Origin of the sequence: Rohdeia mirabilis (assembly GCA_007750655.1) — a bacterium.
Classification (GTDB): Bacteria; Planctomycetota; UBA1135; order UBA1135.
On sequence record CP036290.1, the window covers coordinates 3,469,205 to 3,488,026 of the forward strand.

General features: G+C 70.6%; 12 protein-coding genes. 8 read left to right on the forward strand and 4 right to left on the reverse strand.

Translation table 11 applies throughout. The features are described from left to right. Positions 1-80 precede the first annotated feature (80 nt). On the reverse strand, positions 81-614 hold the full coding sequence (locus Pla163_RS12915) for a hypothetical protein (protein WP_145189008.1): 534 nt from the start codon (positions 612-614) through the stop codon (positions 81-83). Continuing rightward, positions 611-2,923 carry a hypothetical protein gene (locus Pla163_RS12920; protein ID WP_419185903.1) on the reverse strand — a complete coding sequence of 771 codons (2,313 nt, stop codon included), beginning with the start codon at positions 2,921-2,923 and terminating at the stop codon, positions 611-613. Before Pla163_RS12920 ends, Pla163_RS12915 begins: the two co-directional genes overlap by 4 nt. Before the next feature lie 603 nt (positions 2,924-3,526). Between Pla163_RS12920 and Pla163_RS12930 the strand changes: the two genes are divergently transcribed. The 4 genes from Pla163_RS12930 (at position 3,527) to Pla163_RS12945 (ending at position 11,189) form a co-directional block, all read left to right on the forward strand. Then, complete coding sequence (locus Pla163_RS12930; protein WP_419185904.1) at positions 3,527-5,125, forward strand: sulfatase; 1,599 nt, start codon at positions 3,527-3,529, stop codon at positions 5,123-5,125. 102 nt (positions 5,126-5,227) lie between these two features. After that, a complete protein-coding gene (locus Pla163_RS12935) occupies positions 5,228-5,860 on the forward strand; it encodes a hypothetical protein (RefSeq protein ID WP_145189020.1) in 633 nt (210 codons plus the stop codon). Between the two features lie 9 nt (positions 5,861-5,869). Next, positions 5,870-7,807, forward strand: a complete 1,938-nt coding sequence (locus Pla163_RS12940; protein ID WP_145189023.1) for a hypothetical protein — start codon at positions 5,870-5,872, stop codon at positions 7,805-7,807. Positions 7,808-7,853: 46 nt separating this feature from the next. Further along, on the forward strand, positions 7,854-11,189 hold the full coding sequence (locus Pla163_RS12945) for an O-antigen ligase family protein (protein WP_419185905.1): 3,336 nt from the start codon (positions 7,854-7,856) through the stop codon (positions 11,187-11,189). A gap of 135 nt (positions 11,190-11,324) precedes the next feature. Here Pla163_RS12945 and Pla163_RS12950 read toward each other — a convergent pair whose 3' ends face one another. Further along, positions 11,325-12,056 (reverse strand): TlpA family protein disulfide reductase, encoded by a 732-nt coding sequence (locus tag Pla163_RS12950; RefSeq protein WP_145189029.1) that lies wholly within the window; start codon positions 12,054-12,056, stop codon positions 11,325-11,327. Positions 12,057-12,134: 78 nt separating this feature from the next. Further along, positions 12,135-12,317, reverse strand: coding sequence for a hypothetical protein (locus tag Pla163_RS12955; RefSeq protein WP_145189032.1), 183 nt, complete (start codon positions 12,315-12,317; stop codon positions 12,135-12,137). Between the two features lie 120 nt (positions 12,318-12,437). Between Pla163_RS12955 and Pla163_RS12960 the strand changes: the two genes are divergently transcribed. From Pla163_RS12960 to Pla163_RS12975, 4 genes are all read left to right on the forward strand, one after another. Then, a complete protein-coding gene (locus Pla163_RS12960) occupies positions 12,438-13,901 on the forward strand; it encodes an aldehyde dehydrogenase family protein (protein WP_419185906.1) in 1,464 nt (487 codons plus the stop codon). A gap of 178 nt (positions 13,902-14,079) precedes the next feature. Then, the gene (locus tag Pla163_RS12965) at positions 14,080-14,790 is read left to right on the forward strand and encodes a hypothetical protein (protein WP_145189035.1); all 711 of its coding nucleotides are present in this window, start codon (positions 14,080-14,082) and stop codon (positions 14,788-14,790) included. 94 nt (positions 14,791-14,884) lie between these two features. Beyond that, entirely contained in the window at positions 14,885-16,762 is a 1,878-nt protein-coding gene (locus Pla163_RS12970) for a protein O-mannosyl-transferase family (RefSeq protein WP_419185907.1), read from the forward strand. 149 nt (positions 16,763-16,911) lie between these two features. Beyond that, entirely contained in the window at positions 16,912-18,801 is a 1,890-nt protein-coding gene (locus tag Pla163_RS12975) for an alanine/glycine:cation symporter family protein (RefSeq protein WP_419185908.1), read from the forward strand. The last annotated feature ends 21 nt before the right edge of the window (positions 18,802-18,822 follow it).

The window sequence follows — 18,822 nt, forward strand, 5'->3', positions numbered from 1 at the left end:
GGCGTCGTCGGGAACGTCGGGGCCGCTGCCGTTCGGTCCGCGACGCGCCGCGCCACGCCCCGTCGGCCGCGCGGCGTCGCTCAGTCCTCGCCGCCGCGCATCGGCAGGTTGTCGACGAACGTGCGCAGGCGCGTCGCGTGGATGCGCTTGGTCATCGACAGGTCGCTGAAGCGCTGCACGCGGTCGCGGTCACCGAGCGAGTAGCAGAACGCCGCGTACTCCGCGTACCAGCGCGAAACGGTCGACGCCGCCTCGCAGCACAGGCGCAGCGAGAAGCGCACGCCGATGACGGGCGTCGCGATGACCAGTCCCCAGGCCACGAGGCTGCGCGTCCAACGGCTGTGCTCGGGCGTCCCGCCGAGCTCGGTCGTCAGTTGGCTGACGCGCGCGATGATCTCGGTCTCGTCGCGCCGCAGCTCGGCGAGCAGGCGCCGCACCTCGGCGTCGCGCGTCACACGCGGCAACAGCGAGTAGAGCGAGAAGGCCCCCAGCTCGGAGCGCAGGGACTGGCGCATGTCGCGCACGAGCGGAGCCGCCGCCACCACCAGCTCGGGGCTGGCGGCGGCGGGCTCGGCCGCGGAAGGCTCGACGGGCGGAGACGGCGTTTCGCTCAATAGCGCGTCAGCGCGGCTTCGGCCGCCCGCGCCTCGGTCGTCGACGAGGCCTCGGCCGCGAAGCTCCGCAGTGCCTCGCGCGCGTCGCCGCTGCGGTAGCGTCCGAGCGCGGCGATCGCCGCTTCGCGCCAACGGGCGTCGGGGTCGGAGAGTACCGCCAGGAGTTCGAGCGGCGCCTCGCGACCGGGCGCCGCCATCTCGACCGAACGCCGCGCGGCGACCGTGCGCACGGCCTCGGCCGCCAGGCGATCGCCGAGCCAACCGGCCAGCGTCTCGCGCGCGCCGGGCGTCCCGGTGCGACTCCACAGGTCGAGCAGGTGCGCGCGCAGGCGCTGGTGCGGCGAGTCGAGCGTCAGGCGATCGGCGAGCCAGATCCCGGCGCGATCGGGTTCGGCGGCCGCGAACAGGTCGGCGGCGGCGGCGCGCACCACGTAGGTCGTGTCCGGCTCGGAGAAGACCTCGTCGGACAGGTGGCCGAGCGCCACGTCCGGCGCCCAACGCACGAGTCCGCGCAGCGCGGTGGCCCGCACGTCGGCACTCGCGTCGCGGCGCGTGACGCGCTCGAGAACGGCGCGCGCCTCGAGACCGCCGATGGTGCCGAGCTCGCGAGCGGCGACCTGGCGGACCCAGGCCGACCCCGTGCGCGTCACCGCGTCGGTCAACTGAGCGGTCAACAGACGACGGGTCGTGTCGGACGTCGCGGCGCGCGCGAGGGTGGCGAGCTGCTGCAGCGCTTCGATGCGGCTACTGGGCGCGGGTGCGCGCGTGGCACGGGCGAAGAGCTCGCTGCGCGGCGGCGTCGTGGCCAGTTGGTGCGGCAGGCGCTGCGAGGGATCGAAGGCGATCCAGTCGGGCGCTTCGTCCAGCGGCAGGCGCACCGTCACGCGACGGGCGTTCAGCTCGACCAGGTGGCGGTCGATGCGCGGACCGCTCGAGATCTCGAGTTCGACGTCGGCGCGGTAGACGTGGACGCTGGAACCGCTCGAGGACTGGCGCTGCGAGACCTCGACGACGAGTTCACGCGCTCCGGCGTCGTAGCTCGATTCGAGTGCGATGAGCGGAACGCCGGACCCCGTGAGCCACGGCGCGGCCAGCGCGGCGACGTCGCGATCGGCGGCCTTCGACAGGGCGTCGACGAACGCGTCGGGGCTGTCGGACGCCGCGCGCGAACGCAGAGCGTGCAGGAACGGTCCGTCCCCCACCGTGCGGTGTACGAGGTGCGCGAACGACGCGGCGCGCGCCACGGAACCGGGCTGGCCCGCTCCGGCGTGGGCGCCGGCGATGCGGCGCGCGAGGAACTCCGCACCGGATCCGCTGTTCAGCTCGAGGCCCGAGCCCGCGAAGATCGAGTCGCCGAGGTGACGGGCGATGCCGCGCCAGAAGGCGTCGCTCGACGACCCGACCTCGGAGGAACTGCCGATCCAGGCGCGCGCGATCGCACCGAACAGATCGGCGCGTTGGTCGTCGCCCTCGAAGCCGCGTCCGTCGCCCAACCACGAAGCGGGCACGAGCACGGCGCCGGGCAGACTGCGGTCGCGACCGTCGGGCAGCCCGAGGAAGACCACGTCGAGCGGACCATCGAGCGCGCCGAGGCGTTGGCCGAGCCCGTCGAGTGCGGCTTCGACGGTGCGCGCGGCGAGCGGCGTCAGGCGGTCGAGTCCGGGCTCCGCCCACAGCCGCACGTCGCTGTCGGTGCGCGCCTGGACGCGCTCCCACGGACCGGCGGCGAAGAACAGCTCGCGCACGTCGAGCGGCTCGCGGGTCGTCGGCGCGAGCGCCGTCCAACCGGCGGGCAGGACCCAGTCGACGGAGGCCACGCGCACGCGGTCGGTCGCCGAGGGAATGGGCAGCCACGAGCTCGGCGCACCACCGGCGGTCGCGCGTGCCTGCAGTCCGACGTCCGCCCCACCGGCGCGCGGCAGGAACAGGCCGGGCGCGGCCGGCGCGTCGACCTCGAGCATGAGGCGGTTCGCGCCCGGAGCCTTCGCCACCCGGAAGCCACCGTCGGTGGGCTCGACGTCGATCTGGGCGCCGGACTCGTCGAAGACGCGCAGGGTGAGCTGGCCCGACTCGGCGCGACCGGCGAAGTCGAACTCGACGCCCGCCGGCAGCTGGGACGCGAAGACCCAGGTGGCGCGGGTGCGCAGGGTGCCCGAGCCCGGATCGGGGGCGAGGTGCAGGGTGAGCGACTGGGCCGTCGGTGTGGCGGCCACCGGCTGGGAGGTGAATCCGTCGCCCGCACGGCAGGCGGCGAGGGTCGGCAACAGGGCCACGGAGAGGGCGAGGTGGCGGAACGCGGGTCGAACCATGAGGGTCGAGCGGGGGCGGTCGGGCGTTGGTCGGACGGGTCGCGGGCACCGTCGCGGGCGACGGGATCGGGGAGATCGCTCAAGAGCGCGGGTGCCGAAGCGCGAACCGAGAGTGTAGCCACGGCCCGGCCGCTCCTCCTCCATCCCGCTGGACGGGGTACCAGGTGGAACCCAAACGCCCCCTGGACGGTCTCGTACATCGGGAAGGACGGAGGCTTGGCGTAGGCTGGTGTCGCTCGTCGGGGTCGAAGAAGCGGGTGCAACACGGCACCGCTGGCCCCACCGCCCCTTCCCGCTGGCCCAATAGGCCCGCCGCGTCGGTCGCGGACGCCGTATCGAACGCCGGCCCACCCAGCGCGCGGACCACCGCCCCCGTCCGCCGCAGGCTCGCGCCCCATCCTCTCCTCACACCCGCCCGCCTCGGCCTCGACCGGTTCTCCCCGCCGGCTCGTTCGCTCCATGATCAGCCCCCAATGCAGCGGCTCCCGCGTCGCGATCGCGCCGCACCGCACCTCATCTCGTCGAGCGACGGTCGGCGTTCTCGGTCTGGCCCTCGTCCTCGGCAGCTGCGGTCGCGGGGGCGGGCCTCCGACGGGTGTCCTGATGATCAGCATCGACAGCCTGCGCGCGGATCACGTGTCGTCCTACGGCTACACGAGCGCGACGGCTCCCGAGGTCAAGACCACGCCGACGCTCGACCGCATCATGGCCGAGGGCGGAGCGCGCTTCGAGAAGGCCTTCTCGACCACCAGCTGGACCCTGCCGTCGCACATGGCGCTCCTGTCGGGGCAGCCGAACGAGGTCCATGGCGTGAAGGACGCGCCGTGGCAGCTGCACGATGAACAGCCCTGGCTGCCGACCGCGTTCAGGGATGCGGGTTGGCGCACCTTCGGTATCTGGTCGGGACCGAACGTGCACCCGTACTTCGGCTTCTCGCGCGGCTTCGAGCAGTACGTGGACTGCTCGGAGCTCAACACCGACCTGCGCAAGTTCGAGGTCGAGGGCGACGACGACTGGAAGGAACTCAACGAGGAACACGACCAGTCGCACCGCGTGGTGACGGGCCACAAGATCGTCGACGAGTTCACGGAGTGGTTCGACGAGATCCTGGAAGAGGAGAAGTTCTTCGCCTTCGTCCACATGTGGGATCCGCACTACGACTACTTCCCGCCGGAAGAGTTCGACATCTTCTATCCCAACGCCCGGCCGAGCTGGGTGGCGCAGGAGTCGTTCCGCTTCAAGGACCTGAACGCGATCGCGTCGCCGAAGGGACTGCCGACGCACGACCAGAATCGCCTGAAGTCGCTCTACGACGCCGAGATCCGCTTCACGGACGCGAACATCGAGAAGATGCTCCGTCTGCTCGAGGACGCCGGGCGGCTGGACTCGACGCTGATCACGGTGTCGTCGGACCACGGCGAGGAGTTCGCCGAGCACGGGCAGTACGGCCACAAGCTGAACATCTACGAAGAGACGCTGCGCATCCCGCTCTTCATGCGCCTGCCCGGCACGATCCCGCCGAACTTCGTCGTCAACGGCACGACGAGCATCGTGGACATCGCGCCGACGGTGCTCGAGATCGCGGACGTCCCGGGCTCGAGCGACATGTGGGGGCGCAGCCTCGAGAGCGTCTTCCTCGATCGCGTCGAACTGCGTCCGCGACCGGCTCCGATGGAGCTGACGGTCCGCAACGAGACGTACTTCCGAGGCGCGCGCGGCGACGGCTTCAAGGTCATCGAGCTCGGGGACGCACTGCGCGCCAAGCTCGACGGCAAGAGCACCATGGACCCGCGGCGCTTCAATCGGCTCGAGCAGTACGTCGATCGCTTCCCCGAGGTCGAGATGGGCCTGTACATGCTCCCTCCGAAGCAGGCCACCGAGGGCATTCCGCGCCTGGTCACCGAACCCGGCGCGCAGGTGGATCCGATGATCCGCCCCTACGTCACCGACACCGACGACCACCTGGTCCGCAAGGCGCTCGCGCTGTGGAGCGACGTGGACACGGCCGCGCGCGCGTGGGACGGGAAGCGGCGCAAGGACGAGATGGACGACGCGCTGATCCAGATGTTGATCGATAGCGGCTACGCGGACATGGACAACAGCGAAGAGGCCGACGACGAGTCGGACGAGGGCAATGGGTCGAGTGCGACCGAGAGCCCGGAACCGCCGTCCGACTCTTCGGGCGGCGGAGCCAAGGACTGAGACGCCTCGGGCGGGTAGGCTTCGGGCCCCGGCGTCCGCACCCGCCCGCCGCCTCCTCCCCGCCCGCTCCCCGCGTCCCCGCACCACGCCCCCCGCCTCACCGTGGCGTCCTCGAGTCCCTCCCCCGCTCCCCACCCGGCCGACGGTCCGCCCCAGGGCGACGCGATCCTCGCCCCCCCGCGCCCACTGCTCGCGATCCTGTTCGCGAGCTTCTTCGGCTGCGTGCTGACCGCTGGCTACTCCTACCGCTACACGGTGATGTGGGAGCGTGAGCGCGCCGGTCGGACGATCGAGGAGCAGCGCGCCACGATGGACGACATCCCCGTCTTCAAGGGGAACTTCGTCGCCGTCACGGACCAGATCCGCAAGATCCTGCCCCCTGGGACGAAGGTCTTCCTGCAGCCGACGCGGATGGCTCCGGTCGACAACCAGCGCGCGCGTTGGTTCCTCTTCCTGACCTACTACCTGCACCCGGTCCAGGTGTTCGTGCGCAAGCCGCAGTTCGCCGCCGGCACGCTGGTCAACTACACGGAGTGGAACGCCTACCACCGCAGCTATCCGCGGCTCTTCCCGTACGAGGCCCAGGCGCTCGCCGAGCTCGGCATCGAGTGGAAGCTGCGCATGCCCGGCGAGTGGGAGTTCCTGTCGAACGAGATCTACCTCGAGCGCCTGATCGACGGGAACTGGGTCGCGTGGGACATCTGGACCAACCGACCGCGAGTGAAGCGGAACTGACCCACGGCCATGTTCACTTCAGCCGGATTCATCGTCGCGCTCTGCCTGTGGCTCTTCGGCCTCGGGCTGCTCGAGCTGTTCGAGCTCGCCTCGCGCTCGGACGTGCGCCGACGTTCGCTGCTCGAGCGGCACGGCGTCGCGTTGCTGCTCGGCCTGTCGCTGTTGCCCGCGATCTACATGATGGTCGCGATCGCGGGTGAGGGTCCGGTCCCCCACGCGACGGGTCGCAACCTGAGCTGGATCTGTGGCGGGCTCGGACTGGTGCTCTACGCGCGCGGCGTGATCGTGCGGGCGCGCGCCGGGCAGTGGCGCGAGGACCTCGCGCGGACGGCGACGAGCTGGCGCGAGTTGCACCGCTCGCGCCTGCGCTTCGGACTGGTCACGGCGGGACTCGCGGCGACGCTGTTCTTCTGCGCCTTCTGCGTGTTCTTCGCCGGCTCGCTGCCCGTCCACCTGTTCGACTCGCTCTACCACTTCGCCTACAAGGGCAAGGTGCTGTTCAGCGAGGGCTTCCACGGGTCGGCGTGGATGGTGCCGAGTCCGGACCTCCTGCTCGGCCGCGGCGCCGACGGGTTCGACTCCGTGGGTCGTCTGATGACGCACCCGAACTACCCGCCGGGCATCCCGTCGCTGCACTGCCTGGTCAGCAGCCACTTCGAGCGCTTCTTCGAGGACGCCACGCGTCCCTTGATGGCGCTGTACGTGCTGGCGTTCGCCGCGATCCTGTGGAGCTGGCTGTCGGTGCGCTCGCTCGGCGCTGCGGTCGCCGGCACGCTGACGTGGGTCTCGCTGCCGTTCCTGTACTACTCGCGCACCTGGTACACCTTCCTGCGGACGCCCCCCGAGGCGACCGAGGCCTCCTACTTCAGCTCGTGGTCGATCGACTTCGGCGACCTGGGACGCAGCCTCGTCGCTTCTTGGATGGGACGCCGCACGTCGCTGACGGAGAAGGCGGTGTTCCCCGACGGCTGGACCCTGGACGGTTCGGCCGACCTGCCCCAGGCCGTGCTGTTCGGCGTCGGACTGCTGCTCGCCTGGCGCTGCCTGCGCTGGTCCGCCCAACGCAGCGACCGCGCCGACGCGCTCGCCGCCGGGGTGATCCTGGGCGGCTGCGCGCTGGTCAAGAACGAGGGCCTGGCGTTGATCGCGATCGGCGCCCTGTCCATGGGCGTCTTCTGGGCCATCGGCGCACTGCGCCCCAATCCTCTCGCCGCCACGGGCCGCAGCCACCTGCGCGGCCTCGCGGACGGCGCGTTGGCCTTCGGCATCGCCGCGGCGATCGCGTCTCCCTGGCTCGCGATCCGGGGCGAGATCCCGTCGATCGACGAGGACTACCCGGTCGCGATCAAGGTCATGCTCGGGCTCGAGGAAGCCGCGCCCGACACGCCCGCCGTCCAACCGCGCAGCATCGGTCAGGCGCTCGAACGGGTGCCGATCGTGCTCGGTGGCTTCGGCACGTCGTTCATCCACGTGCTGCGCTGGAACCTGATCTGGATCCTGTTCCTCGCGACCGTCCTGACCTGGCTCGTCCTACGCGGGCGGCGGCTGTTCCAGCATCCCCACGCCCCGCTGCTGATGGCGATCTTCGGGGCGCTGGGTGCCTACGGACTGATCCTCGTGGTGACGCCCTGGGACCTGCCGCTGCTGTTCTCCACGGCGATCCCCGGTCGGATCATCCTGCACGTCGTTCCGCTCGTGCTGTTCACGACGTTCGCACTGATGTGGAGACGCGCGGACGAGTGGAACGGCGTGGCTGCGGCACTCGCTGCGCCGGACGCGGGGCTCGCACCCGAGGACGTCGCAGCGCTCGGAGCGGCGCGCGCCGAAGCCGCGTCGGAGCGGTCGGCGGCGCACGAGTCGACGGTCGCACGAGAGTCCTCCAGCGACGATTTGCAGGACGAGCCTGGAGCCGGGCCGAGCACGCCGCGGTCGACCGCCGTGGAGTAGGCTGGTGGGGTCCCCGGGACCCCCCCAAATGCCCAACGATCCGTCCGTGTCTCCGCCGCCGAGCGCCGGCGATCCGCCCGACAGCGCCAACTCCGACCGGGGCCACTCCGACAGCGACCTCACCGCTCGCGACGTCGACCAGCCCACACCTCTCCCGCAGGGCGGCTCGTCCGACGCAGGGAGGAGCGTGAGCGGGCCCGAGCCAGCGCTCGCCGGTTCCCCGCTGCCCTCGCGTCTCGTCGCGGTGCTCGTGGCTGCGGTGGTCGTGTGGTGGAGCGTGACGCTCCTCGACGACTGGATCGGTGCGGGACGCTTCCCGTACGCCTACAAGTGGACGAGCGGGTGGCCGCTCCTGATCGGCTGCGGGTTCGCCGTGTCGCTCGCCATCGGCCTCCTGCGCCGCGTGTCCCTGGCGGTGCTCGCCACGACGGCCTGCGCAGCGGGCCTGTTCCCGAGCATCGCGACGGAGCTGCCGACGTTCTCGTCGAACAACTATCTCTACGACGGACCGTTCCTCATGCCGCTGTACGCGGCGGTGATCGTCGGCCTCATGCTCTATCTGGTCGCGGGACCGAAGAGCCATCCCGAGCACCAACGCATCGTCCTCGCGCTGTTGATCGCGTGCTCCGCGAACACCAAGCTCTTCGTGCGCGAAGCGAGCGGGATCCAGGGACTGCTCGTGTCGTGGGCCGCGCTCGCCGTGGTGGCGACGCCCTATCCGAGGAACTGGTGGGCGAACGTGCGCGCGAGCCGTTTCGCGCTGCGCTACTTCGCGGTCCTCGTGGCCCTGCTCCTGTGGGTCGGACTCTCGGTCGCGCTCGGCGACAGCCTCACCGTCGGGACACGCGCGCTGCAGTCCGTCGTCCTCGGCGTCGGACTGGCCTACGTCCTCGCCGCCGGCTTCGGTCGGCGCGGCGTCGAACGCGTGATCGGCGCGTTCCTGGTCGGACTGGCCGTGTGCCTCGGGATCGCCTACCTCGGCGCGCTCGACGCTGCATCGACCGAGGGTTGGGCACGCGTCGGGAACACGCGGCTGCGCCTCTTCCAGTCGCACCCGAACATCATCGGTCCGTACTTCGCGGGCACGAGCGTGCTGTGCGCGACGCTGCTCCTGTGGAAGGGTCCCCAACTCGGTGGACCGGTCGTGCGCCGCGCGATCCTGCTGGTGCTGCTGGCCGGGAGTCTCGTCGCCCTCTGGCGCACCGAGTCCACCGCGTCGATGTTGGCCCTCGCCGTCGGCCTGTTCGTGGCGGCCGTGGTGCGTTTCGGACCGCGGATCCACCGCCCAGCGAAGCTGTACACCGGCATCGCCCTGCTCGCGGTGGCCGGGGTCGGCACGTTCCTCTCTCCGATAGGTGCTCCCGTCCGGGCCAAGCTCGAGGCCAAGACGTTCGAACCCACGTCGGCGATCGGGCAGCGCTACCACTTCTGGCGCATGTCGGCGCGCACGATCGCGTACTCGCCGCTGGTCGGGATCGGGCCGTCGCAGACCTACTTCCACTCGCGCTTCGCCGAGCCGAGCTACTACGACGGCGCGCGTCAGACCCACCACGCCCACAACCTGTTCCTGCACGTGGCGGAGGGTTCCGGACTGCCCGCGCTGCTGCTGTTCATCGCGGCACTGTTCGGGATGATCGAGCTCTATCGGCGCATCGCCCTGCCGATGCCGCGGAGCGCGCTCGCGCTTCCAGCCGCCCTCCTCGCCGTTCCGATCGGAATCCTGGCGAGCAACATGCTGGACCTCGGACAGGTCCAACCGGCGTACCTGCCCCACTACTTCTGGATCCACCTCGGACTGGGTGTCGCACTACTCAGTGGATCGGCTGCGCGCGACGTGCCGCCCGACGGGACGAATCGCGGAACGCTCCCAGCGCGAACCGCCTGGATCCGCGCCGCCGTCGTCGTCGTCGCCGCGACCCCGCTCGGAGCCTTCCCGTTGATCGCGGACGGCTTGATCCAGAGCAGTCGACTGCGCGCCTTCACGACACCCGCTTCGTCACCTCTCGAGGACCACGCGCGCGACGCCGCCGCCTACCGAGGGCTCGTGCTGGGACGCCGCTTCTTCCCCGCGCACGTCGACGCCTACAAGTGGGAGCCGCAGCTCTTGGAGAACATCGCCAACAGGATCCGCCGGAACCGACTCGAGACCGACTTCGTGCTCTCGGAGATGCCGCGCACGATCCTCGAGACGTGGGAGGCGCAGTGCCGCGACACGCCCAGCAACGCGCGAGTCTGGATCGACCTGGCGCGCAAGTGCCTGACCGACGGATTCCTCGACCGCGCCGGAGAAGCTCTCGCGCAGGCCGAGATGCTCGATCCGCGTGGACACCGAATGGGCGCGGTTCGGCTGCTCCAGTCGTGGCTCGCCATGGCGCGCGGCGACGAGGCCGCGGCCCGCGAGTCGCTCTTCCAGGCCGCGCTGGCCCAGGGAACAACGTGGGCCATGGTCCCGCACCAACTCGACGATCGGCGGCGCGGAGAGCTCCCCAACGCGAAGACGATGGTCTTCCGCGTCCGCACACGCGGCGACGAACTGATCGAGATCCCTCTCGACGACATCCTGGAGCGATTGGGCAGCTACGCGATCGAGGTCGCCGAGGACAACGTGGTCGAAGCGCGCCGCTACATGCGCGCGATCAACGCCGGCTACTGGAAGCAGAATCGCCCGGAGGACGCCCTGGTCTGGTTCCAGCGCTACCGCGAGAAGGTCGAAGCACCGATCTCCTCGATCATCAAGCTCGAGTACGAGCTGATGGTCGCTCTCGGCCAGGACGCGGAGGGCCGTGCGCTGATCGACACGGTCGACGGGTACGAGCGCGAGCGCCTCGAAGCCGATCTCCGGCTCGGCCGCATGTTGGCGGACGACGCGTTGGACATGGATCCGGCCGACATCGCCGAACTCGACTCGTTCCTCGATCCACTCGAGGAACGGGACATCTTCTTCGAGCTCGGGATGCACGGAGGAAAGCTGCGTGCCGCGGCGCTGATCTACGCATCGACCGGTCGGTGGGACGAAGCCGTGCGCTCGACGAAGCGCTTCTTGCGCGAGTACATCGATCCGAACGAGCGTCGCCAGACGACTTCGACCTTCCTGACGCGCTACTTGATGCCGCGCGGCATGCCGGCCCTGGCCTTGCTCGACCTGCTCGAGACGGTGCTTCCGGACCACAACGCCCACGAGCGACGCTTGCGTGAGGGGTCCGACGGAACCGCAGGGTCGAACGTCCTCGACGACGTGGCCGCGCACCTGCACCTGTACTGGCTGCCCGAGGACGGCGACCTGGTCGAGGTGGTGCGCTCGCGCTTCGGAGGGAGCGGTCCCGCCGCCGATGGTCTCGTCCTGCGCGTCGAGCAGCTCGAACGACGCGCACGCGGACGGTGAGTCGGCGGCGCGCTCGGGGCAGGTGCATGCACACGGGCCCCGAGCGCGCCCCCACGAGAACGGGCGGTCGACCTCTCGGTCGACCGCCCGTTCAGCTCGAGCACCGCGGCCCGTGACCGCGGCCAGCGCCCAGCGTCAGCGCAGCGTCTCGCGCAGCGCCTGCACCTCGGCGATGGCCTGTTCGGCCTCGACCGCGACGTAGGTGCCGGCGTGCTCGGTCGCCATGGCGCGCAGCTTCTCGATCAACGAGTCCGCGTCGCGCTGCTTCTTGAGTCGCTTCCCGAGGAGTGACCGCAGCTTCTGCTGCGCCTTCATCACTTCCTTCGCGACGTCGTCCGTCTCGCAGTGGGTGATGATCTCCTCGAGTCGCGTGGCGGCATCGAGACCTTTCAACTGCTTCGCGTAGCGCTCCGCGTTGGTGTGGGCGTCGAGGAAGTTGCCCTCTTCGAAGGCGCTCTCCACCGACCGCACCGCGTTCTCGACCAGTCGCTCGGCCGTGGCGAGGGCGACGTCGGAATCGGTGACGCCCTTCTCGGCGAGCTTCTGCGCTTCCTTCAGCGCCTTGCCGAGCTCCTTGGCGCGCAGGGCGTCGGCGACCTTGCGAACCGCGTCGTCCCACTGGAAGAGCGGCTTCGTGATCGCGCCCTCGATGTACTGCTCGATCATCGAGTCCGTGATGCCGGACGGGTGTCCGGTCCACAGGATGGTGCCGTCGGGACCGATCAGGGCCGAGTGCGGCCACGCCCGGTGGTTCACCGCGTTGCTGAGGACGTTGCCGTCGAAGTAGCCGTAGGCGTACTTCGCCCCGTGCTTCTCGATCCAGGCCTCGGTCTTCGCCACGCCGTCTCCGCTGTGCTCATTGGTCACGCCAATGACGCTCAGGCCGCGCCCGTCGAACTTCTCGTGGAGTTCGTTGAGGTGCGGGACCTGTCCGGCGCACGGGCCTCACCAGTGGGCGAAGAACTCGATCAGGACGAGGCGACCGGTGTAGTCCTCGAAGGACTGGGCCTCGGTGCCGGCGAAGTCGAACAGGCCCGGATCCGGCAGGGGGGACCCCACCTGGGCGTGACCGACCATCGCCAACGCCGCAGCGGCCACCGGGGCCAACAGGAGGTTGTTGATGTTCATGGCGGCGCGCCTACGCGCGCGACGTGGGTCGAGTGACGGGCGATCGCTGCCCCGACGCAGCTGTGGTCGGGTCGATCGTCCGGGGACGAAATCTCGGGGAGGGACCAGCATACTGAAGCCGTGAACGAGCCCCGGAACGACGCCGATCCCATTCCCTTCTACGTGGCCGGTGCGCCCCGTGTTCGGCCCCGGACCCTCGAAGTCCGCGATCCAGCCACGGGCGAACGAGTCGCCCAGGTCTGCCAGGCCGGGCCCGAGGACGTGGAGTCGGCTCTCGCGGCGGCAACTGCGGCGCGACGGTCCCTGGCCCTGGCCCCCGTCCACCGGCGCAAGTCCGCCCTCGAGCACCTGCGGGACGGAGTCCGTGCGCGGGCCGAGGAGCTGGCGCGGACGATCGCGCTGGAGGCCGGGAAGCCGATCACCTGGGCCCGCGGCGAAGTGGACCGAGCGGGCGACACCTTCGACCAGGCGGTGGCGGAGTGCTCGCGACCGGTGGGCGAACTCCTGCCGGTGGACGCGACGCCCCGTTCGGACGGCTACCTGTGCCTGTGGCGCCGCGAGCCGCTCGGCGTCGTGTCCCTCATCACGCCCTTCAACTTCCCGCTCAACCTGGTCGCCCACAAGATCGCGCCGGCCCTGGTCGCCGGTTGTCCGTTCGTCCTGAAGCCGGCCCTCGAGACGCCCCTCTCGGCCCTCGCTCTGGGCGAACTCCTGTGCGAAGCGGTGGAGCGTTTCGAGCTGCCCGCGGGCACGTTCTCGATCCTGCCCGCGGACAACGAGACGGCTGCTCCCCTCGTCGACGACGCGCGCGTGGCGCTGCTCTCGTTCACCGGTTCGGCGACCGTCGGATGGCAGCTCGAAGCACGCGCCACGAGGAAGCGCGTCGCGCTGGAACTGGGCGGCACGGCGACCTGCATCGTCGACGCGGACGCGGACCTCGACGACGTGGTCGAGCGCCTGGTCGGAGGCATGTTCGCCCAGGCGGGACAGAGTTGCATCAGCGTCCAGCGCGTCCTCGTCCACCGTTCGCTCGCGGTCGAGCTCGAACGCCGTCTCGACGAACGCACGCGCGCGCTGCGCGGCGGTTCGCTCCTCGACGACGACACGTTCCTCGCACCGGTGCTGCGCGACCGCGACGCCGAGCGGATCGAGTCGTGGATCGGCGAAGCGGTGCAGGCCGGAGCGCGCGTGGTGTGTGGCGGTACGCGCTCCGGGCGCTTCGTCGCCCCCACGCTCCTGGCCGACGTGGACCCGCGCTCGAAGGTCGTCACCGAGGAAGTGTTCGGTCCCGTGGCGACGCTCGAGGTCTTCGAGGACTTCGACGAGGCGGTCGAGCGCGCGAACAGCGGTCCGTTCGGCCTGCAGGTGGGTCTGTTCACCCGCGACTGGCCGCGCGCGCTGCGGGCCTTCGAACGACTGGACGTCGGCGGCGTGGTGCTCGGCGACGTACCGACCGCGCGTGCCGACCTGATGCCCTACGGCGGTCGCGGCGCGAGCGGCACGGGCCGCGAGGGCGTGCACTTCGCGGTGCAGGAGATGACCGAGCCCAAGGTCCTCCTGGTGCGCCGGCCGCCGACGAACTGACCGACCCATCGACCCGTGAGGCGCGCGGGACGACCCCCAAGAGCCGAGGTGCAGCGTGGGTGCAGCGTGGGTGCAGGGCGGTGCAAAGCCTGTGCGAAGTCCGTTCTTTTGGTGGCGCGACCCGGTAGGCGGCGCGAGCGGGCTCGCTAGGTACCTGCAGCCCCGACCAGCTCGCTCCATGGACCCCCTGCTCGAAACGATCGGCTTCGGCCCCGACACCGACATCGGTGCCCTGCGCGCCTCCCTCCGCCGCCCTGGAGGTCGCGTCTTCGGCGGCGATCGCAGCCCGTTCGCCCGCCGCGTCCACCTCACGTCCGGGGTCGAAGTGCTGTCGACCTACGACGGCCAGGGACTGTGGCCCACCTTCAGGCGCGGCGCCCGCGTCGAAGGGCGCATCGCCGGTCTCGAGTTCGACTCCTGGGGCCCCTACCCGCTGCGCGCCGAGATCGACGTGCGGGAGCGCGGGGCGGACGGGGCGCCGCGGCGGCTCTCGGCCCTGGCCTGGTCCGCGCGCCGCGAAGCCTGGGAGATCGGCGAGCGCGGCTCGTTCGCTCCGGCCGCCTTCGCCCTCGACGTGGCCCACTGTGCGCGTAGGGGCTCGTCCGAGGTCCTGCCCGGTCCGCGCTGGCTCGAACCGGACGCGCACGCCGAACTCCCCGGGACCACTTTCCTGGCCGCGCCGATCCTCGACGTGCGCCGGCTCGAGAATCCCATCACCGGCCGCACCTTCGACGCGGTCGAGGTGGACGTCCTCGGCGGCTTGAGCGTGTTCGTCAGCCGCTGGCAGCTCCACGAGGACTCCTGCGACGGGCCGCGCGTCGGCGACTGGATCTCCGGTTCCTTCGCGCTGGTGGTCGAACGTCTGCGCGTGGCCGGCATCGGCGTCTGAACCCGGGCCGCTTCGCATCGACCTGCGGGCCGCGACGGGTGCGGGCGCGGCTCGAGACGCTGGAGCGCGCCGCAGCGCTGCTATCGTCGGGTCCGTGCAGGCTCCGACCGAAACGCCCGACGACCACGAACCCGCGGAGCGTGAACCTGCGGAGCCGGCTCCCATCGAGCCTGTTCCCATCGGGGACGTCGTCGCGCGCGGACACGAGGGGCCGGAGCGCTCCACCGCTCGACGCGCGGCGCTGATCGCCTTCGTCCTGTCGGCCGCCTGGTTGGCCCCGCGTCTCGCGCCGGGCGTGACGTTCGAGGACGCGGGCGAGCTGGTCGCGGTGGCGGACTCCTTCGGCGTCCCCCACCCGCCGGGCTATCCGCTCTGGACGCTGCTCGCGGGCTTCGCGACGGAGATCGCAGGGTGGTTCTCGATCGAGCCGGCGCGCGCCTGCGTCGGGTTCTCGTGGCTGACCGCCGCCGGAGCCTGTGGCGCACTCGGGCTGCTGCTCGCGCGGCGCGGCGTGGTGTGGCCGGTGGCGGGTGCGGTCGGCGCGTTGCTGGCCCTGACGCCGACGTTCGCGTCCACCGCCACCGTGGTCGAGGTCTACGGGTTGGCGGCGTTCGTCCAGATGCTCTTCGTCGCCGCGGCGCTCGACCCCGCGCCGAGTGCGCGCCTGTCGTTCGCGCTGTTCGGGCTGGGCCTCGCCGCGCATCCCGGCACGCTGTTCCTCGCGCCGCTCTTGTTCGTCGGTGTGGATTCCGCGCGCGCGCTGGGTCGGCGAGTCGTCAGCTCGCCGTGGATCCTCCCCGGCCTCTTGCTCTACCTGTGGGTGCCGCTGCGTTCGCACTTCGACCCGGCCGTCGACTGGGGCGATCCGCAGACGACGGCGCGCTTCCTCGACCACGTGCTGCGCAGCCAGTACGCCGTCGGTGGCGCGCGTACGAGCGCCGACCTGCTCGAGCTCGCGCGCCTCACGTTCGAGCAGACGATCGGACAGTCGCTCGTGTTCATGGGCGTCGGAATGGTCGCCGTGCTCGCAGCGCTGCGCCGGTCGCGCGCTGTGCGCTGGCTCGTCCTCGCGTCCGTCTGGGGCGCGGCGCTCGTGTTCTGGTTCGTGCGCTATCCGTTGGGCGAACTGGATGCGTTCACCCGCTGGAGCGCCGAGGTGCGACTCGCGCCGAGCTTCCAACCGCTGTTCCTCGCGCTGTTCGCGGCCGCGGTCGTCGCGCTCCTGCACGCACTCGAGCGCTCGCGCGTCGTGCTCGTCGCGCCACTCTTGATGGCGATCGCACTCGTGCTGCCGGACGGCTACACGACGGTCGTCGACGGCCTCGACGACGTGCGCGCGAGTCGGGGGGCGGCGCTCTGGGCGAACGCCGCACTCGACGAGTGCCCGCCCGACGCGCTCCTCGTCGTCGGTCGGATCGGCGCCACCGATGTCCTCGGCTTCCCGCTGTTGCACGCGCAGCTCGTCGAAGGACGCAGGCCGGACGTGACCGTCGTCGACCGACAGCTCCTGCTCGCGCCCTGGTACCGCGAACAACTGGCGCGGCGCGCGCCGGATCTCTCGCAGTGGCTCGCCGAACTCGGTGGCACGCTTCCGTCGACCAGCGATCAAGGTCGGTTGCACCGGACCGTCGGAACGGCGCTCGGCGCGTTGGTCGGGGGCTCGCGCCACGTCGTGTGGACCGATCCCCCTGGACCCCAGGCGCGCGGCGGACGCGCGTTCGTGCCGGGCGGTGTCCTGTGGTTCGCCGACGCGATGCCGCTCGAGCCGGGCGCCGAGCCGTCGGCGAACTGGATCGCGCACGAACCCGCGAGCCCGTGGCGCGAACTGCACAGACGGCTGGCGATCGAACGGGACGGCGCGCGTGCGGAAGGACTCGAACGCTCGGGTCGCGCGCAGGACGCACGCTCGCTGCGGGACGCCATGGCCGAGCGCTACGGGCCGCCCGACCCGCGCTCGCTCGACCAGCCCTGACCCGGCGGGTACGCCTCCTTTTGTGCCCGCCCTGCGCGGTTGGCACCATGGGCCGGACCGCTGTCCCCGCCCCCGCCCTGTCGCGGGGTCGATCGAGGCCCCCCACGGCCGCCGCCCCCCACGGCGGAACCTCCTCCGACGCCCGCCCCATGCGAAGCGCTCCCCAGCTGCAATTGTTGTCCCTCGTCCTGTTCGGCCTCTTGGCGATGGCACCCGCCGCCGTGGCGCAGAAGTCCGGCGCCGACGGATCAGCGATTCAGGACATCGTCGAAGAGGTCGCGAGCGAGGACGCCGAGTCAGCACCGCCCGCGGCGGAGCAAGGCGCTTGGTCTCGGATCCAGACGTCGATCGATTCCGCCATGGGCGCGGTGAACGGAGCGATCGAGACCGTCTTCTTCGTCGACGTCTGGTTCTGGGACGAGCCGTCGGAGGAACTGGTGGCCGCAGCCAAGGCCGCCGACGAACGCGTCGGGGAGGTGCGCCAACGGATCGCGTCCGCGAGCACACGCATCGACACGATCCAGGCACGTGTCGATGCCGGTGAGGCGCTGACCCCGGCCGACGATCAGCAACTGGAGGACGCCAAGTCGGAGCGGACGAGCGGGCTGGCGGAACTGGATGGGGCGAAGGCTGCGCGGCGAGAGGCCCAGGAGGCTGCCAGCCACATCAAGATCCCGTTCGCCGTGCTGTGGCTCGTGTTCGGCGCCATCTTCTTCACGTTCAAGATGGGCTTCATCAACCTGCGCGCGTTCGGACACGCGATCAGTGTGGTGCGCGGACGATTCACGAACCCCGCCGAGAAGCGCGAGGGCGAGGTCAGCCACTTCCAGGCGCTGAGTGCCGCACTCTCCGCCACCGTCGGCCTCGGCAACATCGCTGGCGTCGCCATCGCCATCGGAACGGGCGGGCCCGGTGCGACGTTCTGGATGATCCTGGCCGGTCTGCTCGGCATGTCGAGCAAGTTCACCGAGTGCACGCTCGGCCAGATGTACAAGGAGCGGCGGACCGACGGCTCGGTCATGGGCGGTGCCATGTACTACCTGTCGAAAGGTCTGCGCGAGAAGGGCATGGGCGGGCTCGGCATGTTCCTGGCGTACTTCTTCGCCGTTCTGTGCATCGGCGGTTCGCTCGCGGGGGGCAACAGCTTCCAGGTCAACCAGAGCTTGAAAGCCATCGAGTCCGTCGATGCGTTCGCCGGCTTGGCCGACTACTCGTGGGCGTACGGCCTCTTGATGACCGTCGCCGTCGGCATCGTGATCATCGGCGGCATCAAGCGCATCGCGCAAGTCGCCGAGAAGGTCGTGCCGTCGATGTGCCTGCTCTACGCCGCGGCCTGTCTCTACATCCTCGCGAGCAACTTCGGCGCGATCCCCGACGCGATCGGGACGATCCTCTCCGGAGCATTCACGGCCGACGGGATGATCGGCGGAGTCGTCGGCGTGCTCATCGTCGGCTTCACGCGTGCGGCGTTCTCGAACGAAGCGGGCATCGGTTCCGCCGCGATCGCCCACTCGGCGGCGCACACCGAGTACCCCGCACGCGAGGGCATCGTGGCCCTGCTCGAGCCCTTCATCGACACCGTCGTGGTCTGCACCATGACCGCGCTCGTGATCGTCATCACCGGCGCCTACGACACGTCGAACGAGACCTACGCGCAGTTGATCGAGGCGAACCAGGGCGCCGCGCTCACATCGGCGGCCATGGGCTCGCAGATCTCCTGGTTCCCCTACGTCCTCGCCGTGGCGACGATGCTGTTCGCGTTCTCGACCATGATCGCGTGGTCGTACTACGGCGAGCGCTGCTGGTCCTGGATGTTCGGCGACGGCTCCTCGCTCGTCTACAAGGTCATCTTCCTGATCTTCACCTTCCTCGGCTCGGTCCTCACGGCCACGAACGTGCTGGCCTTCGGCGACCTGATGATCCTCGGCATGGCGCTGCCGAACGTGCTCGGCGTGCTGATCCTCTCGGGCAAGGTGAAGGGGCAGCTCACGACGTACATGGGCAAGCTCCGCAACGGCGAGTTCGAAACCTTCAAGTGATCCACGACGTCCGGCCACACG

What these genes read in the sequence shown, in the direction of transcription:
- Pla163_RS12920 (WP_419185903.1), bottom strand. Translation starts at nt 2,923, where the DNA reads ATGGTTCGACCCGCGTTCCGCCACCTCGCCCTCTCCGTGGCCCTGTTG.
- Pla163_RS12940 (WP_145189023.1), top strand. Translation starts at nt 5,870, where the DNA reads ATGTTCACTTCAGCCGGATTCATCGTCGCGCTCTGCCTGTGGCTCTTC.
- Pla163_RS12955 (WP_145189032.1), bottom strand. Translation starts at nt 12,317, where the DNA reads ATGAACATCAACAACCTCCTGTTGGCCCCGGTGGCCGCTGCGGCGTTG.
- Pla163_RS12930 (WP_419185904.1), top strand. Translation starts at nt 3,527, where the DNA reads ATGATCAGCATCGACAGCCTGCGCGCGGATCACGTGTCGTCCTACGGC.
- Pla163_RS12965 (WP_145189035.1), top strand. Translation starts at nt 14,080, where the DNA reads ATGGACCCCCTGCTCGAAACGATCGGCTTCGGCCCCGACACCGACATC.
- Pla163_RS12975 (WP_419185908.1), top strand. Translation starts at nt 16,912, where the DNA reads ATGCGAAGCGCTCCCCAGCTGCAATTGTTGTCCCTCGTCCTGTTCGGC.